This is a genomic window from Danxiaibacter flavus (assembly GCF_041060425.1).
Taxonomy (GTDB): Bacteria; Bacteroidota; Bacteroidia; order Chitinophagales; family Chitinophagaceae; genus Danxiaibacter; species Danxiaibacter flavus.
This window is the reverse complement of the sequence record NZ_JAULBC010000008.1, coordinates 46,363-70,654: the sequence shown is the minus strand read 5'-3', so window position 1 is coordinate 70,654 and position 24,292 is coordinate 46,363. Positions and strand designations below refer to the sequence as shown.

Below are 24,292 nucleotides of genomic sequence, written 5' to 3'. Positions count from 1 at the left end.
TTGCAACGCCTCATACCAACAACGGCGATCGGCGTGATTGTGCAAGAGTACTGTCATTCTATTTTTGATTGTGGTTACCCAAAAGTCTTACGGCTACTGATGAAACCTGTACTGTCATTCTTTTTGATTGTGGTTAACCAAATTAATCGTCGACATGACGATCCCAGCTTATCTGAAAAAGTAACCATTGCTGCACCAATAGCAAGCCGGCGATCGTGTTGAAATCTCCCCTCGCATTATCGCCCCTACACAATCCAAAGCTGAATGACGAATCTTCATCGCAAAAGCTCTGTGTAACTCTGTGTCTCCTCCTGTATTTCTCTGTGTAACAATAATTGCTATTAAGCACTATGAACAATTCGTTACAGCAACACAGCGCAGACTTTAATTAAGCAACATTCAATGCTCAATCAGCAGACCAATAGACTTTACGATTCTGCAAAATTTCCAATAGTGTCCGCAATATTGACACCGCCTGGTATAGGATGCTCTTGCGGAAACGTCGCGCTACTGCAATTCATAACCACATAATGCTTCAGACTTCCCATTATTCAACATCTTCACCAATACTCCAATAATTTATTTTCCCTCTTTTGCAACAATTCAGAACCTGGCTTGTCTAATCTGATAAGTGAACAACACAACTGAAAATACTTTTACAGATCAGGCACTCGTAAATAAGGTATTACGTGGCCATACCAATGCTTTTAAAGCCATTGTAAAACATACCGAAGGCCTGGTAACCCAGATTATTTTCAAAATGGTAGCCAATAATGAAGACAGAAGAGACCTGGCCCAGGATGTGTATTTAAAAGTGTATCAAAAATTATCCGGCTTCAAATTCAAATCCAAACTTTCCACCTGGGTGGGGCAAATTACTTATAACACCTGCCTTAACTACCTCGAAAAGAAAAAATTGGTGTTGATAGACGAGCATGATTCCGGCGCAAATAAACAGTTTGAAACATCAAAAAACAACACGCACCTGTTTAGTAACGAAACTGAAAAACTTGTTTTCACAAAAGAGCTATCGCAAATTTTAAAAAAAGAAATAGATAATCTTTCTCCGTTATACAAGACTTTAATCACACTTTACCATAACGAAGATCTGAGCTATTCAGAGATCGCCCAGATAACAGAATTACCGGAAGGCACAGTAAAAAATTATTTATTCAGGGCAAGAAAAGTTCTTAGAGAGCGGTTGCAGTTAACTTATAAAACGCAGGCATCATGATAAATGAACACGTCACCGATATGGAAATCCAACTTTTCATTTTCGAAGAAGAAAAATGTGCTATTCATGTTGTTGAGCATATTAAGCACTGTCCGCAATGCGCAATAAAAGCAGCGGAATACAACGTGCTTGTTGAAGGAATTGAACAGCTGGAAAAGCCGGCTTTTGATTTTGCTTTGGCTGATTTAGTTGTTGAGCAATTACCACAACCACAACTTCGGGCGCGTTTCGATAGTTTGTTTTTATACATCATCGCATTTGTTGTCATTTCTTTCGTGGCAACTGCACTTTATTTTTTTAAAGACACACGTTTGAATCTTGCATGGAAAACAAGTCCGGCATCAACAGGTTTAATAATTACTACAGTTGCCTGTATCGGCATATTTCTGTTAGCAGATCTGTTTAGAAAATATCAAAGGCAAATGCATGCAGCAAATTTTATTGAATAACTGCAACAATAATTGTGATTGCCTGTCTAATTAATTACAAACATTACAGAATGAAAAAGATTATAAATATTGCATTGATAGTTTCCGCTCCGGTTGTTGCAAATGCTCAAGGTGGTGACACATTTAGCGTAAATGAAGACGTGTTCAATATATGCGCTACTATTTTTGTAGTTGGTCTCTTTATGATATTTATTTTGGGCATCACCAAACGGGTTATGGACTACCGGATAAAAAACAAAATTGTGGAAAAAGGCATTCCTGAAAATATAGCCTCGTCAATTTTGCAAACAAGTCCCAAAGAAAACAGAAACATTAACATCAAGTGGTTCGCGCTGCTTGCCGGGATAGGCGTTGCACTTACCATCATTTATTACACGCTGCCTTTAGGGATCCATTCTTTGGCAATTATGTCTTTTTGTATTGCCGCCAGCTTTTTAGGCTACTATTTTTTCCTTAAGCAATCAGAAAAATAAAAATCAGGCACTAAAATATTTTGACCATGAAACTAAAGACAAAACCCACGGGATGGCGGAGGATCTGTATTGCCTGTATTGTATTGCTTACAGTATTTATCCAACCACTTTGTGCTCAACAAAAGTTACCATTAATAAAAGCAACATCAAAAATAGTCGACATAAAAGATGGGGATTTATATCAAAAAGCCATTTGGAATTTATCACCTGAAATAAAACCTGATGTATATTATGCGCTGCACCCGGTGCTTGCAAAAAAGATCATTTTTTATACAGACCTGGACTCCATTTCATTTGATATTAACCCGGGCAGTAGTTATGACTTCATTATTTTACTCAATGGCAAAGACAGCTGTTATACAAGAATCTCCACAACAACGCCGGCGCTGAAAACTGAAACTAGTAAAGTTTCACTAAATACAATGGAGCCCGCACTGCTAAAACAGGATTTCACACTTTTTCGTAATGCACTCCAGCAAGAACATGCAGGATTATACCGCTATGAAAGCAAAGCTGTATTAGACAACCTGTTTGACAGCTGCCAGGCTGCATTGGACCGTCCGATGTCGCAATTAGCATTTGCGAAATCAATTATGTTCATGGTAAGTGCAATTGAAGATGGACACACAGGAACAAACATCCCACGACTTTTAATGAATCAATACGGCGAAAATGAAAAGATGTTTCCTGCCTATGTATTCTTCATTAATAAAAAGGCTTATGTGCTTTGCAGCAGAATTAAAGAACTTTCTGCGGGAACAGAAATTTTGTCGATTGAAAATAAAATGGTCTCCGAAATCAGGCACATACTGCTTCAATACCTGCCTTCCGATGGAAAAATTGAAACTAAAAAGCAGCAGACGCTAAATAACGGTGCGTTTCCTTTTCTTTACAACTGGATTTTCGGCAATAAGGATTCTTTTGCTGTAAAATACAAAACGAAAGAAGGAAAGATTAAATCAACTAACATACATGCTGAGTTTCTAAAAGATTTTGAGTGTGATAACGGAAACGATTCAAACACAACAAAAGACTTACAGTTGGATTTTCTCCAGGAGAATACTGCTCTGCTTACCGTCAAAACATTTGATGACAACCGGCTTTCGGGCAAGCAAGACTTCAGAGATTTTCTTAATACATCATTTAAAGAGATTAATTCCAGAAAAGCGGATAAGTTAACTATCGACCTGCGGAGGAACGCGGGAGGTACCGATGCATATGGAGCTTTACTTTACTCGTACTTAACCAACAAACCTTTTAAATATTTTTCTTCGATTGAATCCACTACCGCTAAAATCACCTTAAAAGAAAATCCACTTCTTGGCTTCCAGCAACCACAAGAAAATTCTTTTCCCGGAGAAGTTTATTTCTTAATTAGCGGCTTAAGTTTTTCAACAACAGCGGACTTTTGCGCAATAGCTAAAAGCAATAACAGGGGAAAGTTTATTGGCGAAGAAACGGGCGGCGGATATTATGGAAATACCTCCGGCACAACAACAAGGATAGAACTGACAAATAGCCAAATAGAAATCATCATCCCGAAATTCAAGTACGTCAACGATGTTAAAAAATCTCCTTACAAAGACAGGGGAGTTAATCCGGATTATATAATTACCCCGACAATTGATGATGTTATTTCCCATAAGGATGTTCAGTTAAACTTTGCAATTAAATTAGCGCAGGGGAAATAAGTGATGAAATGATATAATCTGCCCGCGTCTGGCGTGAGTGTTCCGCAGGATCACTCGTGTCTACTAATCCTCCCCCGATTGCATCGGGGCTCATAAGATGAATTATTGTTTAATACTATTGTACATCCTGGCGTCGACAGTTAAAAGGGATATTGAAAATAAACTGTAATAGAATTTAAATATGGCCAGATAAATATATTGCATTCGATCTCGCTACAAGAGGTATTCGAATTATAAGAGGTAAAATTTATTATTGATATTTTTAACCATGCGCCGATACAATCGGCTTGGGACTAGTAGACACGAGTGATCCTGCGGAACACTCGCGCTAGGAAAACATCTATTGCTTCCTGGTCATTTTGGTTTGTTCAGTTTGAAAACATAAATTTGCCGGCATTAATAACACTAAACTCTCAATTTGTAAATTTTGATACGGGTTCGCAATAATGAGCATGCTTATAACTGCACTTCGGCAAGCCCTGAACCTTAGAAGCAAGTTTCCGCAGACTACTTATGAAAATGGACACAGAAAGATACAGAACCGGAAGTAAACGTTTTTGGGCGGCCGTTGTTGATGGAATTGTTTTTATGCCAATCCTGCTCGTCGACCGTTATCTGATAACTTCCGCAACTAACAAATTCGTTCTTCTTACCTGGCAAACATTCTCGATTTTCATTCCGGTATTTTACTCAATCATTGCACATTACAAGTACGGACAAACAGTTGGAAAATGGGTCACTGGTGTTAAAGTATTGGATGTCACAGAGACCAGAAATATTAGCCTCCAACAATCTTTTTTACGAGAGAGTGTTTATTTGCTGGTTGAACTTACCGGGTTCCTCTATTATGTTGTATCCCTTCTCCGGTCAGGAGAATTTCAGTATCGGTATATCGAGACCAATGACTTTGCAAGTAACTTCGTATTTGTATGGACTTTGTTAGAGTTGATCACCATGCTAACAAATTCAAAAAGACGGGCAGTACATGACTTTATAGCAAAATCTGTAGTTGTAAGGAAAGAATAATTTCGGTTCTACTGAAATTGACGAAGTCAGCTATCAGGCCTTATTTAAACAAAGCATCTCTACATGAAAGAACTTTTGGAAAAATATCTTGCAAGAATTGATAAACTAGGAGGAAACAGCAGACAATTGATCTTTGAAAAACCTGCAACCGAGTTGGACATTTCAGACATCGAGAACAAATTAACATACAAAATTCCCATTGACTTCAGGAATGTCTTGCTAACGGTCTCTTCTCATTGTGAGTTCATTTGGTTTCTGCCAAATGATTTTGCTCTGCCAGACCCATTGCGGGAAATTTTTCGTGGTGAGTTACATTGGGGGTTAGAATTTATCCAGCAATTTAACGAGAGCAAAGACGAATGGATCACAGAAGTCTTTCCAAACGCCGACGACAAATATGACAAGGTTTGGCATAACAAATTTGTATTTCAGGAAGTGGGCAATGGAGACTACATCTCGATAGATTTAGCACCTGGCAATTACGGAAAGATTGTTTATTTAAGCCATGACGATGGCGAAGGTCATGGGTTCATAATGGCAAATTCCTTCTATGACCTATTAAGAAATTGGACCAAACTGGGTTGCGTTGGTGGAGAAGATTGGCAATGGCTTCCTTTTTGTAAGAACAACACCAGCGGCATTGATCCAGACTGCGACAATGCACAACTTTGGTGTAAAACTATTGGGCTGATATAAAGGAATGCACGCGAAATGCATTTTCTCAAATGATGACACTAAAACCCACCATGAATAGTAATTTTAAAATGAACCGACGTATTCTTATCGTTCTTGCAATTTCAACAACCTTATTTGCGTGCGACTTTAGTAAACAATTAAAAGTCAAAGCTGACAATGATATAAAGACCGTAAAGGTTGCAATGGACTCAGACATGTCAAATGCCAAAACGGAATTTTCTAAGTTATACAAACAGGCTGTTCAACAATCAAAAGACAGCGTTTTCTCAACAAATGCTGGCGATCTTTATTCATCTATTACTAAAACATCAGCGTACATCGACAGTTTGCGAATAGAAATGGACAACCTGGATTACATGGACCCCAAAAATATGGAACTAGTTCAACGAATGTTTTTATATAAAGGAATCGGGGACAGTGTTTTCAACAAGATTATACGTTCTTATTCTCTAGCTACTCAAGTTGCCCTGGCTGATAGTTCTAAATCAAGATTAATAAAAGTTCAGGAAGGCTTTACGCGAGACAAAAAAATTCTGTTTTTTGAAGTACAGACTCCACTTGGAGTAAATATGCTTTTGTATGGCATCGAATTGGATTTGATTAGAGACGGCTCAAGTAGTCTATACGAACATCTGAGGATTTAAAACCATCCTGACCCTGGCGTTAAAGACTGCAAACTAAACGTGATATTTGAAATGTGAATACACTATTTAACTCATCAGCCGCAATAATATGACCAACGATACAGAAAAACCAGAATTCTGGGAATCCAATTTCATCGAAAAAAAGGAAATGTGGGGTTTTGAGCCTGCGCCTTCTGCCGTATTAACAAGAGATTTCTTTGTTGAAAAAGCAATAAAAAATGTTTTAATCCCAGGCTTTGGCTACGGTCGCAATGCACAAATTTTCAGAGAAGCGGGAATGACTGTAACAGGAATAGAAATATCCCAAACAGCTATTGAAATGGCGAGGAAGCATTACGGCACGGATATGACCATCTATCATGGATCTGTAACCGACATGCCGTTTGATAATAACATCTATGATGGAATTTTTTGCTATTCTTTAATTCATTTATTGGATGGAAGTGAAAGAGAAAAACTAATTAGTGACTGCTATCATCAACTATCGGAGGATGGCTACATGGTATTTATTGCAATCTCTAAAGAAGCGCATACTTACGGCAAAGGCAAATTCATCAGCAAAGACCGTTATGAAATATTCGATGGAGTAAAAATGTTTTTTTATGACAGGGAATCTATTCATGCGGAGTTTAACAAAGCCGGCTTATATGAAATTATAGAGGTCAGGGAAAACTTTCCGTTCTTTTTGATTAAATGCAGAAAGACGACTACAACAATCGGGTAAAATAACATGGCAGAAAATGATACAGCCCAAATGCAGTGTCAATTCAAAATGATTGATGAATTTTATTAGATTTCTTCATTTGCAATAAACTAAACAACTAGCGCTAATATAATGACACCCTTTATCTACATAACTGCATCGTTGCTTTTATATCCGCTTATTGGATGGCTTACTGTTAAAAGATCCAACCGTTTTCCAAAAATCCAAAACAAAATTGTCCGGACGCTTTGTGTATACAGCGTTTTAATAATCTTGGGCTTGGCCACGCACGTAATTACAATATCACAAAACCTCAATTGGTTTTTGCTGACTTCAATCTATTTGACAGTTTCGGTTTTGCTGTGGACGACACAATACAACGCAAAAACTTTCATTGAAAAAATAGGAGCCGTATTAATGTCCATAATCATTATTGGCGGCTACATAATTGCAATTATTGGATTTCCATTTGTTTTTATCATTTCGCTTGAATTAACTACAAACCAGAGAAAATGGTTAGGAGATGATCTGATTTATAACGAATGGAATATTGGACAAGGACCGGACCCATCGGTCCGGCTCAAAAAAGTTGAAATTTATAAAAGAGTAACACTCTTCCCTGTTATGGCATACCTCGTTAAAACCAAAACTTATGATGAATGGAGTTTTCCTTTGCAAAGAGAACTGACCGTCGTTTTTTCAGAAAAAGATCAAACATTATATTTAACAAGCGTTGTGAACGGATATAAAGTTTTCAATTTCTCCGATACAATCAAGCTGAAAGCAAGGGACTAACATGACTTGAAAGAATATGCCAATTATAAATCTCATAGAATCGATAAGCAAAAAGCACTACAGTAGTGGCATAGAAATATACCCTCCGGCAACTCTTACGGATATAAAACTCTTTGAACAGAAAATCGGTTTTGCATTACCGCGGGAGTTTAGAGAATTTTATTCAATCTGCAACGGATTTGGTTGCAATGAGGATATTTTTAATATTGTGTCCCTTGCAGACACAATGCGTCACCCTCAAGACTATGGAACAAACTGGTTTTACTTTGCAGAGTATATGATCTATTCCGACATGTGGGGCTTAAGACTTTCAGGGGGCTGACAAATATGAAATATTCAATGGAAGCTATCCCTCGATCACAATGACTTCATCGCTGGCGGAATTCCTTGAGAGATTTCTTAAAGGAAATGTTTTTGATCCTGCGGGTCTATATGATTGGCATGATGAGCTTAACATAAAATGAAGCTAACCGATGAAGACAAATGAATTCTATAAAAATTTTAAAATGCCGTGTTTCGTATCTCACAAAACACCAGCTGCTATTTCAGTAAGCACATATCAAAAAATCGATCTTACAATGTTTTAGAATTTTGTTTCGTGAGACACGAAACAAGGCGAAAGAACACAAACTTGATGAATGATGGTAAATACAAAATCGTTGTAAATGTCTTCAGCCAACTCGCCTGTTTTTCTTTGGGGCTAAAGCCCAGATTAAAGAATCGATCATTATCCGTCGGCTGAAGCACGACGGCAATGAATTCAGATTAATCATCCCTCAAATAAAACCATCTGTCATCAACGGCTGCAAAATCCAATCTTATTTAAATATATTTAGATTAAAAGAACCTTATTAATGAAAAATCAGAAAATAACCCTAATCAGAGCCATTCTATTCTGCCTGCTCTGCGCCGCCACTCTTGCAATTTTTTCTGGTACAACCAAAGGCCTTTCCACCGAATGGAAAGAACATTTATTGCTTCTTATAGCAATCATTGTTACCTATTGCCTTGTCATTGCATTCACAATGTGGGAAAAACTGGGCAGGCAGGATGTTGGCATCGTGCCCAACAAAAGCTCTTTTAAAAAGTTAGCCACCGGTTTTGGAATAGGCTTATTAATGACAGCGCTTCAACCTGCATTCGTGCTACTATTTGGGCACTATAAAATTGACTTTAATCCTCACATCCCTTTTCAAACGGCAGTTTTTTACCTCACACTCTATCTTCTGGTAGCAATTCGTGAAGAGCTTGCGTTTCGCAGTTATCCGCTGTTTAGCTTAAATTACAGATTTGGCTTATGGCCCGCTCAATTAACTATCCTGGTCATATTTTCGCTGGAACATGTTGCAGGCGGAATGACATGGGGTCAGGCGTTTTTAGGGCCCGGCACAGGAGCACTGCTTTTCGGGTTTGCAGCGCTTAAAACTAACGGGATAGCGCTGCCATTTGGACTCCATTTCGCATGGAACTTCGGTCAGTGGTGTTTTGGGTTCAAAAAAGAAACGGGCCTGTTACAAGGCATCGCAGAAAAAGGTTTTGAGAACGTTGTAGAACGGAATGCATGGATCAGTTATTTAATAATTATGGTTATCGCCATCCTCGCATTTTATTTTTATAAACCCAAAAAATCCCCGGAAATAACTTACGGCCAACGCGCCGTAACGCGCCTTTGAATTTTACGTGTCAACTTTTTAAGCTCGTATGACTTTAAAAGTAAACGTCCTGCTCATTTAAACAGGACCTTTTCTTTTAAATATTTTCAGCAACTCTTATTTGCTCAATCTCGTAGCTGTAACGCCTTAGTTATCGTTTACAGATGCACGAGCAACAAGTGTCTTCAATCAAAAAATTCTACCTATACTGAAAACATTTTCACTCATAAATATTACCTAATTAGGTAACTTTGATTTGTGAATGAACCCAACAACCCAATAAGAAACATTCAGATTTACGGAAATAGCTTTTGGATATTTTACGAGAAGCAGACAAAAAAAGTTCAGGAACGCATTCTCTGGACGTTAAGATTAATTAGGGATGTTCCAGTTGTTCCTGCCAGGTACTTAAAACATCTGGAGGGAACAGATGGACTTTATGAAATCCGCGTAATTTCTGGCAATGACATATTCAGGATCTTCTGCTTCTTTGACGATGGGAGCCTTATCATCGTACTCAATGGCTTTCAAAAGAAAACCCAGAGGACACCCGTGACTGAGATAGAGCGGGCTAAAAAATTAAAAAGAAAGTATTATGAAGACAAAAAAAGATAAACTCGTAGATCTGGAACACTTTATTGATAACCAATATGGAAAACGTGGCGCGAAGGAGCGGGAAGATTTTGAAGAGGGGTATGAGGCATTTAAGTTAGGTGTAATGTTGCAGGAGCTTAGGAAGCAAATGAATATGACCCAGGAACAACTTGCAGAAAAATGTGGTACAACCAAAACTTATATTTCAAGAATTGAAAATGACGCTTCTGATATTAGATTGTCGACTCTGATGCGTATTGTCCGCATGGGTTTCAACGGCAACCTGCGCCTATCTGTGTGCTTTTAGATGTATTTACATCGCTAAACATAAGGCTCATCACCTCCTTTTTTCGGTCAACATGTCTCGAAAAATTTATTAGCAATGTTAGCATTTTGTATGTGAGACACAGAACAGGCAGAAATTCCAATTTAACTCGCTAATTTGTTGTTGGTAGGCTTAACACATGGCCACGCCTCATACCAACAACGGCGATCCGCGCAATTGTTCAAGAAGGCTGCCTATTATTTTTGATTGTGGCTAATCTAAATAACTTGTTGACCTGACACGTTCAATAGTCATCATCGCAACAAATACAATCGGCATTTCTCCTTCCGATACCCCGCGTTTAAATTTAACGCGCCCACTTTTTGCCCCGTATAACTTTTAGCTCATATAACCACAAAAAAAGTCCTGCTCATCTAAACAGGACCTTTTCTCTTAAATATTTTCAGCAACTCTTATTTGCTCAATCTTGTAGCTGTAACGCCTTTGCTATCGTTTACAGATGCAGGAGCAACAAGCGTATTCACTGCAAGCATCGGTTTTAATGCGGGCCATTCAAACTGGGCATTCATAATTTTAGAACTCATTGCATAATGCATGTCGGCACTGTAATTAAAGAAGCAGCTGCCATCTTTTATATCAGCGATAATGTCTTTGTATACTTCAGACGGCACAGCAGGGCATCCGAAACTTCTGCCTACATAACCTTTGTCTTCAATTCTTTGTTCGTTCACATAACGGCTGCCGTGCAGCACAACTCCCCTGTTTCGTACATTGTCATTAATACCTGGCTCCTTACCATCAAAACGAAGGCTAAAGCCGGCTCTGCCGCGATAAGTTTCGCCTGTTACCATAAAGCCCAGCGAACTCTTGTGAGAATTATTGGAGTTGGAGAAACTTGTCGCAAACTCTTCCCCTGAATTTTTACCGTGGGATACATAAGTATTGTACAAAAGTTTTCCTTCTGCAACATCTATTACGTAAAGTCGTTTGTGGGCACTGCTCTGGCTGTAATCGCAAATCGTTAAAATCTTCGTGTTGGAAAGCGCACCCTGGTCCAACAAATACTGGTAGCCTTTGTAAGCAAAGAAGAACACATTGCGCTGCAGACCTAACGTATCAAGTCCAATTTTTTTATACAGGGAGTCCACCAACTGATTTGCCTTTGGTGCTTCATTATCACTTGAAAAGAAGGAAGTGAATTTTTTCTTGTCGTCAGTGTAATTACCGGAAGGCTTCTTGGCAGAAAGAGAAAGGGCGGCACAAATGCAAGCAACACACATCAGTAATTTTCTTTTTGTCTGCATAGATTTTTCTCAGGAATTTTTAGTGATTTTAAAGTGTTTCTGAAAGCACTATAATGCTAAAAATAGGTTTTTATTGCGTGTGCAAAGATAAATACTCCCGCCGTTTAAGAACGTTAAGAGGATCTTTTAACGACGTTAAAAAATTATGCAACCGTTTATTCTTCTTACCAGCTAAAAATAAGCTATTTACAAAGGCATTTAATTGCCAGATGTAGACGGCTTTTAACAATATTAAAAAAATATTAAAATTTATTTTTTCAAATTCAGCCCCTGCAGCAATATAGTAACCATATTATTTTCCAGGTCTTCAGCAGAAATCTTTTGTTTAGCCCGGTGCCATGAGTCAATTCCACTCACTGCGTGCAAAATTATAATTACTGCAGTTGGTGCGTCTATCTGTTGCAACTCATTTTTATCAACTCCTTCCTGTATAATAGCAGCGAATCTTTTGCGGTAGGTTCTTCTGAGATTGTGGTAATTAGAAAGGTACGGCTCGTTCAAATGTTTCCACTCGCGGTCGCTGACTGTTACTTCTTCATGGTTTTCCAGCATTTCATGAATATGAAACCTTAGCAAAACTTCTACTTTTTCAAGAGCAGGCTGTGTTGCAGCTTCAACAGCATTCATCTGCTCCATGTAGCGTGTAGCAACATTAAAACATATGTCGTGCAGCAGTTCTGTTTTAGATTTAATATGATTATAAAGGCTGGCGGCTTCAACTCCTACTTTCTCTGCGAGATCCCGCATGCTGGCGGCCTTATAACCTTTTTCCGTAAACAGTTGTGCAGCCGCTTTTAGAATGACATCTTTACGAGTACTGTCTTTGTCTATTTGAATACGTGCCATGTAACAAAAATAACTTAACAATTCATTTATATCCCATCATTTTTTTCAAGAAAGGTAATTTTAATGTTCAGATGCCATTTTTTAACCTTGTGCGCTCCGAATAGCTTACTATTCAGGATTAGTCAAACGTTTGCGGAGATCTATGCAATTTATTTAACTATGTTTACTTCCTAAACATTCATTATGCATAACGATTATTCCAGAAGAAAATTTATCCGTAACACTGCTATTGGCGGTGTGGCGCTCACCGCGGTGGGCAAATCCCTTAACACATTTGCTGCTACCCCTAAGGATACTGTTAGATTAGGTATGATTGCTGTTGGCCTTAGAGGGCAAAGTCACCTGGAAGAAATGCTGAAAAGAAGCGATGTTGAAATTGTGGCGATGGCCGATCCTGACAAGATAATGATGGCAAGCGCTCAAAAGCTTGTTGCCAAATACGGAAAGAAAGCTCCTGCTGAATACACCAACGGTAATTATGACTATAGAAACCTGCTTAAAAGAGATGATATAGACGCGGTTTTAATTGCTTCTCCGTGGGAATGGCATCTTGAACATGCCGTTGACGCAATGAATGCCAAAAAGATTGTCGGCCTGGAAGTATGCGGCGCAATAAAACTGCAGGATTGCTGGGATTATGTAAATACCTACGAAAAAACAAAAACGCCCATCATGATCATGGAGAACGTCTGCTACAGGCGCGATGTGATGGCCGTTTTAAATATGGTGCAGAAAGGTATGTTTGGTGAGATTTTGCATTTACAGGGCGGATATGAACATGACCTGCGGGGTGTACTGTTTAATGATGGCGTTACACCTTATGACAGTGGTGTTGAATTTGGTGATAAGGGTTTCAGTGAAGCCAAATGGAGAACCAACCACTATCTGAAAAGAAATGCAGAACTGTATCCTACGCACGGACTTGGACCTGTGGGAACCATGATCGATCTTAACCGTGGCAACCGCTTAACGGCGCTGTCGTCTGTATCAACCAAGTCATTGGGATTACACCGCTATATTGTTAATCATCCCAAGGGAGGCCCCAATCACCCCAATGCCAAAGTAAAATTCAAACAAGGCGACATTGTAACAACACAAATACAAACAGCGAATGGTGAAACCATCATATTGACACACGATACATCTTCACCAAGACCTTATAACCTTGGGTTCAGAGTGCAGGGAACCAATGGCCTGTGGCAGGACTTCTCCTCCGGCGGGCCAAATGATGGCTTCATTTATTTTGAAGACAAGAGTCCGAAGAAACACGTGTGGGAGCAAACAAAGGCTTACATGGAAGAATATGATCACCCGCTGTGGAAGCGCTATTCAAAAGAAGCGGAAGGTGCAGGACATGGTGGTATGGATTTCTTTGTTGACAATGCGTTTATTGAATCCATCAAGAATAAAACGGAATTTCCGCTGGACGTGTATGACCTCGCAACCTGGTATGCGATAACGCCGTTAAGCGAAAAATCGATCAGCGAAGGCGGGCAGCTTCAACAAATACCCGATTTCACAAAAGGCAAGTGGCAAACACGCAAGCCAGTATTCGGGCGGTCGTACCTTTATTAATGAAAATGTGCGAATGTGCGAATGTGCAAATGTGCGAATATGCAAATGTGCGAATGTGTGTATTTACATTAGGTAATAATGTTTTAAGGTGTGGGAAACAATGTCCCACACTTTTTTATAACTGAACATATCGTTGTTTGCCAGATTAATTGGCAGATTCTCCTGCAGTCAAATCATCACTATTCTTGTGTAGTTGTCTTTTTCTGACAGTATTTTCGTCCGCCTCGTCAATTGAATGAGATTTGTGCAATCCTCTTTCCTTCTTGGCAAGTGAAGCTAGCCTGATATAAAATTCTTCCAGCACACGCAATTCTTCCTCGCTTAAATCCTCAACATCGATCAGCCTGTTACTGGCGTTACGTGTGCAGGCGATCAGTTCATTGAGTTTAATATGTATGGCGATGGTGTCTTTGTTTTGCGACTGCTGAATAATAAACACCATCAAAAAAGTAATTATAGTTGTTCCTGTATTGATGGCAAGTTGCCATGTATCTGAAAAATGAAAGAGAGGCCCCGTAGCACCCCATAGAATAATTACGAGAAAAGCCATTGTAAATGCTGTGGAACTTCCTGTAAGGCGCGTCATTTTTGTTGAAAAGGCCTGAAATATTTCGGATATTTTTGTTTGAGCTTTCCTTTCCATATGATAATATTTAAATATGATTGGTATTGCAGGAAGGTCAGTTCTAAATCAGACTACAAGCTTCTCTGAGTAATTTTTTTGTTACACAGAGGCAGGAGGACACACGAGGTCCACAGAGGCTTTGCGTTTGCGATCATTTTACACTTTTGCAACAGCGTTATTTTTCACATGTAAGCCTGTCAATACAGAATATTCATATTCGGTTCAAAAATGCTATTACAAGGCCGTTCTAAGCACCTCAAAATTTTTGTCCAAAACAATCAGGTCAGCGCGGTATTCCCTTCTGATCATCCCGATTTCATCACTCAATTTTACTGCTCTGGCCGGGTAAAGGCTACACATTCTTAGCGCTTCTTCTACAGAAATGCCTGCATGATTTACCAGGTTGTAAACCGCCTTATTCATAGTTAGGGATGAACCGCTTAAAATGCCGTTGGATGTATATTTATCACCTTCAAACCTGTGTTTGTAATAGCCTTCCGTTGTTTCTGTAACTGCATCGGTAATAACAAAAAGCCTTTCACCCATTAACTGCTTTGCTATTTTGAGCGCCACAAAATCAACATGGTGACCATCGGCCACAATACTGGCTTTTACGGTCGGGTGGTTAAAAATCGCACCCACAAAACCCGGTTCGCGATGCTGTAGCGGGCTCATTGCATTGAACAGATGCGTCGCCAGATCCACTCCATTATCAAATGAACGGTGCGCGGTTGCGTAATCGGCATTGCTGTGCCCCCCCGAAACGAAGATGTTCCGTTCTCTGATGAGCTTAATAATTTCATCTGAACATTCTTCGGGTGCAAGCGTGATTAGCTTTATTACATCCTTTCCATAATCAAGCAATTCCTTAACCTGATCTACTGTTGGGGAGAAAATCCATTCTTCCCTGTGTGCCCCCCGTTTGGCTTTGCTTATCCAGGGTCCTTCCACATGCAGGCCTAAAACACCTTTTCCTCCTGCGTTCCAATAATCCCGGACGGCATCAACACATTTAAAAATAACATCGTAAGTATTGGTTGCAACGGTGGGCATGCAGTAATGCGTTCCGCCATTCAGGCAATATGTGGCAATGTCCTGAACGGTTTGTGCATCCGGATAAACGGAGAGCAGTCGCCCGTTTGCGCCATACAATTGCAGATCTATAAAAGCCGGTGTTATATATACATTCCCAAAATCAATCACTTCAACATCAGAACCAAGAGATACCAGCGGAAGCAGGGCTTCGATAATTCCATCTTCAACAATTACCGCATGATGTTGCAGCAGATCTATTCCATTAAATATGTGTTCGGCAGTGTAAGCTTTTCTACTCATAAGTTATTTTAAAAGAATCGGCATCTTTCCAAAAAGGAAATTTACGCCTTATTTCATCCAGTTTTTCTTTTTCCAGTGTTACGGTAAGAATATCTTCATCATGTGCCTTTGTGGACAGAATGTTGCCAAGCGGATCCACGACCATGCTATCGCCACTGTGGTAAATATCATTACCGTCGTTACCCACCCTGTTAACGGCTACTACATAACATTGGTTCTCGATGGCCCTTGCCTGCAGCAATGTTTTCCAGGCATGATTGCGCCTTTCCGGCCAATTGGCCACATAAAGCAACACATCATATTCAGGCTGTTCATCGTTACTTTGCTGCCTTGCCCAAACAGGAAACCGCAGATCATAACAAACCTGGAGGTGAATTCGCCAGCCTTTTACAGATGATATCAGCCTTTTATTGCCGGAGGTGTAATGTTCATCCTCGCCCGCATAAGCAAAACGATGGCGTTTATCATAGTAGCCATATTGGCCATTGGGTAACATCCACACCAGGCGGTTATAAAAATCATCGCCGTCTTTTGCCATGATGCTGCCCGCAAGAACAACCCTTTTTTGTTTTGCTGTCTCTGCCATCCATTCAGTTGTTGGACCGCCCATTTCTTCAGCAAATACCTCAGGTTTCATGCTGAACCCTGTTGAAAACATTTCCGGCAGCACAACTATTTCTGATCTTTCCTTAATAGAAAAGATCTTTTGCTGAAGCATTGAAAGATTGGCCGCTTTGTTTTCCCAATGGAGATTGGTTTGCACGAGGGAAAAAGTAAGTGTGGACATAAGTGTTCATTAAATACCAAAGATGACATAATTGATCATCACATCAAAATAGGGAGATGATGACCTGCATAAAAAAAGCTGTTGAGAACATCAACAGCTTTGAAATATGGTGGAGCGGCAAGAAGCTGATTAAGCGCCGTTTTCTTCGTTGGTGTCTGTATCCGAACCCATGCCTGGTTCTGACATTGGCATATCAGTATCCGGTACATCGTTTTCAATCGGAGTTGCCGGAAACAATGTAGGTTCCTGTGGTTCCTGTGGTTTGCTGGCTTTCTTAGCAGCTTTTTTAGGAGCTGATTTTTTAACCGCAGCCTTTTTAACCGGAGCAGCTTTCTTAGGAGCAGCAGCTTTTTTAGCTGGAGCTGCTTTTTTAGGAGCAGCCTTTTTTGCAGGAGCAGCAGCTTTTTTAGCAGGGGCAGCTTTCTTAACCGCAGCCTTTTTAACAGGAGCAGCTTTCTTAGCAGCAGCCTTTTTAGCGGGAGCAGCTTTTTTAGCAGCAGCTTTCTTTATTGCTTTTTTTGCAGCCGGAGCAGCTTTTTTAGGAGCAGCTTTCTTAACCGCTTTTTTAGGAGCAGCCTTTTTAGCTACTTTTTTTGGAGCAGCTTTCTTAGCTACTTTTTTAGCAGCAGCCTTCTTTGCAGGAGCAGCTTTTTTGGCAGCAGCTTTCTTAGGAGCTGCTTTTTTTGCTTGTACTTTTTTATTTGCTTTTGCCATGGGATGAGTTATTTATTAATTCAATTAGTTAAGGTAAATACAGATTTGCATATAACGAACAAATAAAGCGAAAAAAAATTTACATCGTCAATATTTTTCCACATCAGTACGCACATGTGGTAATTTATCTTAAGCAAGCAAACCCAGTACTAACGCAGCTTTCAGGGCTATCATATCCTTCTTTTGTAAAGAGACAACCATCACTTCCATTCTTTGCAATATTTCAATGAGACTTGTAAGTAAGCATGCGGTTTCAATAATATCATGCATCAACTGAACAACCAACACCCTTTAAAGCACCCGCCTAATGATTCTTCAACACGTTGTAGATTACGTTTGTTCAACAAGCATAATAACAGGCTAACACCGTGCCACAAAAGCTCAGAAGTGCATTTGTAGTAAGCAAACTGAGAGCCACCTCCTAAAAAGCAGAATTGTTCCTATTTCATGCCGATGGCTGATTTGCATGGCATATGCTCTGTGAACCTCTGTGTCTGCTCAGTGCTCCTCTGTGTAACTGTATTTTTTATTTCACAGGAAAGGCAGAAGTAGACTCGGAGTTGCACAGAGAGTTTGCAAATTGCACCTGTCGTCTCATTTTCGACTATGTACACCACCTGTGATAGCTTCCAGTTAACAAATCTTTCAATATATTTTGAAAATTCAGAAACTCACTCTAGCTTTGTTGCATGAAGTTGAGTGAAGCAAAACAACAGTTTATCCAGAGCTGGGGCGTGCTGGGAAGCCAATGGGGCATTAACAGATCTATGGCGCAGGTGCATGCAATATTGCTTGTAGCGAGCAAGCCATTGAGTACAGACGATATTATGGAGCAACTGAACATTAGCAGGGGAAATGCAAATATGAATATCCGGGACCTGATTGACTGGGGCATCGTGGAAAAAGTGATTATTCCGGGCGACAGGAAGGAATATTTTTCGGCTGATAAAGACATCTGGCGGGTGGCTACGCGTATCATGTATCAACGAAAAAAGAAAGAACTCGATCCCATGCTGAAAGTGCTGAACCAGATAAGTGATGTTGAAGGGGATAAACGCAATGCTGACATTAAGGCTTTCACTGAAACAGTAGATTCGATCAAACGCCTGGCAGGCCACGCTGACAAAGCGATGGAAATGATGATTAAGGCTGAGGAAAACTGGTTTTTGAATAGTTTTATGAAACTGCTGAAATAAGACATTCCAAGTACGATTTACGAAGTACGAAGTACTCAATGTTGAACTTGCTCATTTTCTTTAACACGATAATAGAGTGAAAATGATGAATAGATGATAACAAAGCTTTCTCAACCGGTTAATTCCGGTTTTATTTAAACATAATATTTCAAATTTTATTGAAAATATTAAAAGATATGAATTATGAAGCGGTTTAAAGAATGGGACATTGCGTTGCAGACGCTGTTTTTAATACTTTATGCAATTGCGCTGTTTGTTGACGATTGGCTGATCCGGATTGTTGCTGCATTTGCTTGTATTGGCTGGCTACTGGTCAGTCTGTTTGTACACCATGTTCGCCATTGGTTTACCAGGAAGCATCTGTACAGGACAAAGTTTGCTAACATTATTCTGCTACTCGTCCTGGCAACACTTTCAGGTTTCATAGCACAAACTACGTCCCTGGTTATTCTTTTTATCGCCCTCACACTAGCTGCGTGCGGTTACTTATTTATCTGCATTTCCGAAATGCACCTGTTGTTAAAACGCCCTTTATCATACCTGAAATAAATACCACACTATGCACCCGCACACGTTAACCAACAAGAAAATCATCATCGCAGGCGGCTCCGTGTTTATGGGCCAAAATCTGGCCAAATGGTTTGCAGCCAACAATCAAATAGTTATTCTCACCCGCAACATCACCGGATCTGCAAACAATAAATATTCAAAAGAAAATATAGCAAACAGCAATACCCGCTATGTACAATGGGATGGAAAAACGCAAGGCAAATGGAGCAGCGAGATTGATGGATGTGATCTGGTCATTAACCTTTCCGGAAAATCGGTGAATTGTCGTTATAACGAAAGAAATAAGAAGGAGATCTTCGACAGTCGCACGGATAGTACAAAGGCGCTGGGCGAAGCGATCCGCCGGGCTGCAGATCCACCAGCCTTATGGATCAATGCAGCTTCTGCCACTATTTACAGGCATGCCGAAGACAGGCCGCAGGATGAATACACCGGAGAATTTCACAATGATTTTAGTGTGCAAGTGTGTCAGCGCTGGGAGAAAACTTTTTTTGAGGAAGAAACATCCTGTACGCGCAAAGTGGCCTTGCGTACAGCCATTACCCTGGGTTGCGGTGGCGTTATGACTCCTTATTTGAACCTGTGTAAATGGGGACTTGGCGGAAAACAGGGCAGCGGAAGACAAATGTTTAGCTGGGTGCATATTGATGATGTTTGTCGCGCAATTGAATTTTTGTGGCACCATAACACCTTAACGGGGGTATTTAACCTCAGCGCTCCTAATCCTGTTTCTAATGCAGTTTTTATGGAAAAGCTGAGAAAGACAACTGGCAACCGGATCGGTTTACCAGCAATGAAATGGCAACTAAAATTGGGGGCCGCTATTATTGGTACGGAAACAGAGTTGTTGTTGAAAAGCCGTTGGGTGCTACCTACAAGACTTCTGGAAGAAGGATTTACTTTTTCCTTTGCCACTGTGGATGCAGCGTTTAACGATATTGTTAGCCATCTGCCCCGAAAAGCTTATCATCTGTTTTGAGATTGATGATCACCTTCGTGTAAACTTGTCCTACACTTTGAAAGTGTAGGACAAGTTTACACGAAAAGTGATAGTACTCACAGAGAAGCCTAAGTGTCCTACACCTGCGAGGTGTAAGGCACTTAGGCTTCCCAAAAAGGCTGGCACATTTTTGTGTATATTTAAGTTATGAGCACACAGAAAAAAACAGTTGTATTGGGAGCTTCGGCCAATCCGTCGAGGTACAGTTACCTGGCAGTTAACCGCCTGAAAGCTCACGGACATCCAATTATAGCCATTGGTAAAAAGCAGGGCGTAGCGAGTGATGTTCCTATTATTACAGAACATCCGGAAATGGATGACGTTGATACAGTTACGCTTTATCTTAACAAGCATAACCAGGAGCAATATTATGATTATATCATGCAGCTGCATCCCAAACGCATCATATTCAATCCCGGAACGGAAAACGATGAACTTGTTGAAATGGCCGAAAAGAATGGCATTAAAACAATGGAAGCGTGCACGCTGGTGATGCTGAGCACGGGACAATATTGAAGACGCGTAAGATCGTAAGACCGTAAGACAGTAAGATAGTAAGACAGTAAGATAGTAAGACATGTAAGATAGTAAGACATGTAAGAAATCGCAATTCATGAGACTGTAGCAACCGCAACATTCCTCTTACGGTCTTACGATCTTACATGTCTTACGGTCTTCAAAAGAACTGCAACCCCGTCTCGTAATTTCGACAGAATTGCAGTTGCTGACACACATAAAAAGTACACCTAAAATCTTTATCCCTGGTACTTATACTGATACCTGATACCTGAAACCTGATACCTGACACCTCAAACCTTATCCCTCAAACCTTCCTCCTCACTTCGTTTTCACAACTTCCAAATAATACATTTTCTTAATTCCATCATTATCAAACAGTGCCTGTTGTTTTGCATTTACGGCGCTGCTCTTCCATTCCTCTGAAGGATATATTTTGACAGAAGTTTCAGTATTTCTTAAAGCCAATGGCAGGTTGAATGCTTTAATGCAGTTCGTATAGCGATAGAATACTTTCGATTTGTCTTCACTAAAATACCATTCCAAAACAGGTATTTGCGTTGTAGTGAGGTATTGTTTAAACACAGGACTGTAGTCGAAACCAGCTTGCTTAGACATGTAGCCGATAACATCCTTTGCATCTACTGTTTTGTGGTAGAAGGTTTTATTCAGGCCACGTAAAATGTTGCGGAACAATGAATCGTTATCGATGCTGTGACGAATGGCATGTAACATATTGCCGCCTTTAGGGTACATATCCCCACTTCCCTCTGCATTTACATTGTATTGCGGGATAACCGGGCGATCATTTCTGATACCTTTTCTTGTTCCTGCATTGTAACCGTTCGCATCATCATTTCCGTAGATATAGTCTACGAACAATGTCTCGCTATAGTTAGTGAAGCTTTCGTGGATCCACATATCAGCCAGATCGTTACTTGTGATATTGTTGCCAAACCATTCGTGACCGCTTTCGTGAATAATGATGAAATCCCACTTCATGCCAATGCCGGTTCCCGAGCCATCCCGACCGCGGTAACCGGGTTTGTACCAGTTTCCGTAAGCAACTGCACTCTGGTGTTCCATGCCCGTGTGTGATGCATCAATCAACTTGTAACCATCTTCATAGAAAGGATACGGACCAAACCAATATTCAAATGCATTCAGCATATTGTGCACTTCTTTAGGCATATAAGCTTTCGCTTTATCAAGATTGTAGTCCAACACCCAATAATTCACATCAAGATTACCCTTCAGGCCTTTATATACTTCGCTGAAGTTTACATATTTGCCGATGTAGGGAATGATGTCGTAATTATTGATGGGGTTAACAACGGCCCATTTGTAAGCAGTAGTACCATCATTATTTGCTTTTTTGGATTGAAGACGACCGTTAGCAACTGCAACAAGCGTGTCAGGCACAATCATCGTCAAGGAAGCACCGTTATCCGGTTCGTCACTCTGATGATCCTTGCATGGATACCAGATTGAAGCGCCTTTTGCCTGGCAGGTTACAGTCATCCACGGACGGCCAAGTGTATCTTTTGTGAAGGTCCAGCCGCCATCCCAGGGCGCGCGGATCGCCTCATGCGGCTTGCCACTAAAATATACCTGGAGCGTATGTGTGGATGATTTCTTTTGTGTTGGCGTTTTGATCAGCCAGACATTGCTTCCATCATGACTGGCCTCCAGCCTGGTTTTATTATCAAGAATAACACTATCGATAGTCAACGGTGGCTGAAGATCTATCTGCATTGCTTTGGATGAATTGTCCGCCGTCACGCGGTAGGTAATGATGTTATTCCCTACGGTCGTTTTTTCAGTATAATCTGGCTTAACTGTAATGTCGTAGTGAAGAACGTTCCACCAGGTACGCTCTGGTGTTAACGTGCCACGCAGGGTATCTGCTTTTGTAAAATCGCGCCACTTTTGAGCGCTTGCATTCAGCAGCATACAGGTAGCAAAAAGCGAAAAGATAATTTTTCTCATGACCGGTTGGTGTTTTAAAATATCGCACCGAATGCCGGTACGAAAGGAAAATCCCGCTAAAGTTCAGGATACGGTTTTATAAAAAAACAACACGGATAACCCATTTCTTTACATGGATTAACCGTGTTGTGTAGAATGACCGTTTTTGTCGGTCAATTATTGAGCGTCCCACCAAACCCTGTCTGTTAGCTTAGCAGTTTGCTGCGGCTGAGGGTTAGATGTTTTTTCCAGTTGAGGATAGATGATCCTGCGCGGTATGTCGGACAATGCATTTGGAACTTTTTGTAACACAGGGAAGCCTGTTCTTCTCCAGTCGTTGAAGTTTTCCAGCGACAAAAAATTGGCAATTACTTTATCTTCTATGATATGTCTCAGTGCATTTTGAGCCGTAATATTTGTTCTGCTATTGATATAGCTGGTTACAGATCCGCTGGTAATATCTAACCCGGATTTAACCATATCAGCTTCAATAGCCTGTCTATAAATTGGAGCTGCTGCAGCTGCACCTGAGCTGATCAACGTAGCTTCGGCTTTTAAAAACAAAGCTTCAGAGTAATTGATAATATAGTTATTGGCTGCTGGCGCTGCGTATAAATTTCCAGGAATTGAATAATCTTCCAAAGATCCAACACCCTGTGTACCAATCGCGCGTCCGTTATACTTGCCCGTAGCCGCGGCTGGCGCTACCAGAATTGTCAGTCTTGGATCCGTACGTGCCTTGAGTGTGTCTACAAATGCGGAAGATAATACCAGTGTAGAAGTAGAACTAAAGTTCCAGTACCATTGATTTTCCTGTCCGGCACTTCCTGTGTAAACAAACTTTAGGTTGTCGTCGTTGGATTGCAAAGCTTTGTCCAACGCGGCCAGCGCCAATGTTGCCTGTTGCGTGGCAGTGTAGCCGGGCGCTTTTGTAAGGTGCATATAAAAGCGAGCCTTTAATGTGTACGCGAGCCTGGTCCATTTTTCCATATCACCGCCATAAAAGAAATCATCGGAACCCGGTATTTTGCCTTTGTTCTTTGCAATATCACTTATACCATTATCCAGAAAGGATTGAATGTTCTTATAGATCTCTTCCTGCGAATCATATTTCGGAGTAAAATTAGTGCTGCCCTTAAGCGCTTCTGAATAGGGTACATCACCCCACCAATCTGTTGCTACACCCAGGCAAAAAGCGGTAAGAATTTTTGAGATGCCCGAATAGTTATAATTGCTATCTGCTTCAGCCTTGGTATTTAATATGGCAAGATTATTCAGACAGGTTACATACACATTGCTCCAGTCCCCATCTACCTGTGAATTCACCAGGAGATAAGTCCCTTCGTTAGGAACGGGCTGGTTAAGGCAAACCACCTGTGTGTAATGCTGCATAAGAATTGGGGCAAATCCGTAATTAGTAGCGCTCTGGCTGCTAACACTGCTACCGGCATCAATTGCATGTGAGATCGCCATTTCAAGCGGGGCAAGCAATAGCGATTCCTGCACCTTGGTTGGATTATTAGGATCAGTATTAACATCGATATATTTTTTGCACCCGGTTATTGCCAACAGAAGAATCGGCAGATATATTTTTAATGCTTTCATTTTTTTCA

26 protein-coding genes are annotated in these 24,292 nt (G+C 40.4%); 18 read left to right on the top strand and 8 right to left on the bottom strand.

Annotation, left to right across the window (positions count from 1 at the left end; translation table 11 throughout):
- Positions 1-631 precede the first annotated feature (631 nt).
- The 13 genes from QTN47_RS21960 to QTN47_RS21900 all read left to right on the top strand — a co-directional run bounded on the left by QTN47_RS21960 (position 632) and on the right by QTN47_RS21900 (position 10,264).
- Positions 632-1,234: an RNA polymerase sigma factor gene (locus QTN47_RS21960; protein ID WP_369331582.1), complete on the top strand. Its 603-nt coding sequence runs from the start codon at positions 632-634 to the stop codon at positions 1,232-1,234.
- Between the two features lie 20 nt (positions 1,235-1,254).
- Positions 1,255-1,683, top strand: a complete 429-nt coding sequence (locus QTN47_RS21955; protein ID WP_369331581.1) for a hypothetical protein — start codon at positions 1,255-1,257, stop codon at positions 1,681-1,683.
- A 50-nt stretch (positions 1,684-1,733) separates the two neighbouring features.
- Positions 1,734-2,156 carry a hypothetical protein gene (locus QTN47_RS21950; RefSeq protein WP_369331580.1) on the top strand — a complete coding sequence of 141 codons (423 nt, stop codon included), beginning with the start codon at positions 1,734-1,736 and terminating at the stop codon, positions 2,154-2,156.
- Positions 2,157-2,182: 26 nt separating this feature from the next.
- Positions 2,183-3,847: a S41 family peptidase gene (locus QTN47_RS21945; RefSeq protein ID WP_369331579.1), complete on the top strand. Its 1,665-nt coding sequence runs from the start codon at positions 2,183-2,185 to the stop codon at positions 3,845-3,847.
- A 519-nt stretch (positions 3,848-4,366) separates the two neighbouring features.
- On the top strand, positions 4,367-4,873 hold the full coding sequence (locus QTN47_RS21940; protein WP_369331578.1) for an RDD family protein: 507 nt from the start codon (positions 4,367-4,369) through the stop codon (positions 4,871-4,873).
- A 63-nt stretch (positions 4,874-4,936) separates the two neighbouring features.
- On the top strand, positions 4,937-5,569 hold the full coding sequence (locus tag QTN47_RS21935; protein WP_369331577.1) for an SMI1/KNR4 family protein: 633 nt from the start codon (positions 4,937-4,939) through the stop codon (positions 5,567-5,569).
- 50 nt (positions 5,570-5,619) lie between these two features.
- The gene (locus QTN47_RS21930; RefSeq protein WP_369331576.1) at positions 5,620-6,213 is read left to right on the top strand and encodes a hypothetical protein; all 594 of its coding nucleotides are present in this window, start codon (positions 5,620-5,622) and stop codon (positions 6,211-6,213) included.
- A gap of 88 nt (positions 6,214-6,301) precedes the next feature.
- Complete coding sequence (locus tag QTN47_RS21925; protein ID WP_369331575.1) at positions 6,302-6,937, top strand: class I SAM-dependent methyltransferase; 636 nt, start codon at positions 6,302-6,304, stop codon at positions 6,935-6,937.
- Positions 6,938-7,333: 396 nt separating this feature from the next.
- Complete coding sequence (locus QTN47_RS21920) at positions 7,334-7,711, top strand: hypothetical protein (RefSeq protein ID WP_369331574.1); 378 nt, start codon at positions 7,334-7,336, stop codon at positions 7,709-7,711.
- A gap of 16 nt (positions 7,712-7,727) precedes the next feature.
- Complete coding sequence (locus QTN47_RS21915; RefSeq protein ID WP_369331573.1) at positions 7,728-8,033, top strand: SMI1/KNR4 family protein; 306 nt, start codon at positions 7,728-7,730, stop codon at positions 8,031-8,033.
- 532 nt (positions 8,034-8,565) lie between these two features.
- Positions 8,566-9,384, top strand: coding sequence for a CPBP family intramembrane glutamic endopeptidase (locus QTN47_RS21910; RefSeq protein WP_369331572.1), 819 nt, complete (start codon positions 8,566-8,568; stop codon positions 9,382-9,384).
- Between the two features lie 237 nt (positions 9,385-9,621).
- Positions 9,622-9,978, top strand: a complete 357-nt coding sequence (locus tag QTN47_RS21905; protein WP_369331571.1) for a type II toxin-antitoxin system RelE/ParE family toxin — start codon at positions 9,622-9,624, stop codon at positions 9,976-9,978.
- Positions 9,959-10,264 carry a helix-turn-helix domain-containing protein gene (locus QTN47_RS21900; protein ID WP_369331570.1) on the top strand — a complete coding sequence of 102 codons (306 nt, stop codon included), beginning with the start codon at positions 9,959-9,961 and terminating at the stop codon, positions 10,262-10,264. Before QTN47_RS21905 ends, QTN47_RS21900 begins: the two co-directional genes overlap by 20 nt.
- Positions 10,265-10,695: 431 nt before the next feature.
- On the opposite strand, the gene QTN47_RS21895 is transcribed toward QTN47_RS21900, so the two are convergent.
- Positions 10,696-11,547 (bottom strand): murein L,D-transpeptidase catalytic domain family protein, encoded by an 852-nt coding sequence (locus tag QTN47_RS21895; RefSeq protein ID WP_369331569.1) that lies wholly within the window; start codon positions 11,545-11,547, stop codon positions 10,696-10,698.
- Between the two features lie 249 nt (positions 11,548-11,796).
- The gene (locus QTN47_RS21890) at positions 11,797-12,393 is read right to left on the bottom strand and encodes a TetR/AcrR family transcriptional regulator (RefSeq protein WP_369331568.1); all 597 of its coding nucleotides are present in this window, start codon (positions 12,391-12,393) and stop codon (positions 11,797-11,799) included.
- Positions 12,394-12,576: 183 nt separating this feature from the next.
- Here QTN47_RS21890 and QTN47_RS21885 point away from each other — a divergent pair, with 183 nt between their 5' ends.
- A complete protein-coding gene (locus QTN47_RS21885) occupies positions 12,577-13,968 on the top strand; it encodes a Gfo/Idh/MocA family protein (protein WP_369331567.1) in 1,392 nt (463 codons plus the stop codon).
- Positions 13,969-14,113: 145 nt separating this feature from the next.
- Here the strand turns inward: QTN47_RS21885 and QTN47_RS21880 are convergent, their stop codons facing one another.
- From QTN47_RS21880 to QTN47_RS21865, 4 genes are all read right to left on the bottom strand, one after another.
- Entirely contained in the window at positions 14,114-14,611 is a 498-nt protein-coding gene (locus QTN47_RS21880) for a low affinity iron permease family protein (RefSeq protein ID WP_369331566.1), read from the bottom strand.
- Positions 14,612-14,827: 216 nt separating this feature from the next.
- Positions 14,828-15,928 carry an N-acetylglucosamine-6-phosphate deacetylase gene (nagA, locus tag QTN47_RS21875; protein ID WP_369331565.1) on the bottom strand — a complete coding sequence of 367 codons (1,101 nt, stop codon included), beginning with the start codon at positions 15,926-15,928 and terminating at the stop codon, positions 14,828-14,830.
- Positions 15,921-16,715, bottom strand: a complete 795-nt coding sequence (locus QTN47_RS21870; RefSeq protein ID WP_369331564.1) for an amidohydrolase — start codon at positions 16,713-16,715, stop codon at positions 15,921-15,923. The genes nagA and QTN47_RS21870 overlap by 8 nt, the downstream gene beginning before the upstream one ends.
- Positions 16,716-16,844: 129 nt before the next feature.
- Entirely contained in the window at positions 16,845-17,429 is a 585-nt protein-coding gene (locus tag QTN47_RS21865; RefSeq protein WP_369331563.1) for a hypothetical protein, read from the bottom strand.
- 689 nt (positions 17,430-18,118) lie between these two features.
- Between QTN47_RS21865 and QTN47_RS21860 the strand changes: the two genes are divergently transcribed.
- The 4 genes from QTN47_RS21860 to QTN47_RS21845 all read left to right on the top strand — a co-directional run bounded on the left by QTN47_RS21860 (position 18,119) and on the right by QTN47_RS21845 (position 20,711).
- Complete coding sequence (locus tag QTN47_RS21860; RefSeq protein WP_369331562.1) at positions 18,119-18,625, top strand: GbsR/MarR family transcriptional regulator; 507 nt, start codon at positions 18,119-18,121, stop codon at positions 18,623-18,625.
- A 183-nt stretch (positions 18,626-18,808) separates the two neighbouring features.
- Positions 18,809-19,174 (top strand): hypothetical protein, encoded by a 366-nt coding sequence (locus QTN47_RS21855; protein WP_369331561.1) that lies wholly within the window; start codon positions 18,809-18,811, stop codon positions 19,172-19,174.
- A 10-nt stretch (positions 19,175-19,184) separates the two neighbouring features.
- Positions 19,185-20,174 carry a TIGR01777 family oxidoreductase gene (locus tag QTN47_RS21850; protein ID WP_369331560.1) on the top strand — a complete coding sequence of 330 codons (990 nt, stop codon included), beginning with the start codon at positions 19,185-19,187 and terminating at the stop codon, positions 20,172-20,174.
- Between the two features lie 168 nt (positions 20,175-20,342).
- The gene (locus QTN47_RS21845; protein WP_369331559.1) at positions 20,343-20,711 is read left to right on the top strand and encodes a CoA-binding protein; all 369 of its coding nucleotides are present in this window, start codon (positions 20,343-20,345) and stop codon (positions 20,709-20,711) included.
- A 321-nt stretch (positions 20,712-21,032) separates the two neighbouring features.
- Here the strand turns inward: QTN47_RS21845 and QTN47_RS21840 are convergent, their stop codons facing one another.
- Both QTN47_RS21840 and QTN47_RS21835 read right to left on the bottom strand, forming a co-directional pair.
- Positions 21,033-22,700: a M1 family metallopeptidase gene (locus QTN47_RS21840; RefSeq protein ID WP_369331558.1), complete on the bottom strand. Its 1,668-nt coding sequence runs from the start codon at positions 22,698-22,700 to the stop codon at positions 21,033-21,035.
- A 156-nt stretch (positions 22,701-22,856) separates the two neighbouring features.
- Positions 22,857-24,284, bottom strand: coding sequence for a SusD/RagB family nutrient-binding outer membrane lipoprotein (locus QTN47_RS21835; RefSeq protein WP_369331557.1), 1,428 nt, complete (start codon positions 24,282-24,284; stop codon positions 22,857-22,859).
- Positions 24,285-24,292 lie beyond the last annotated feature (8 nt).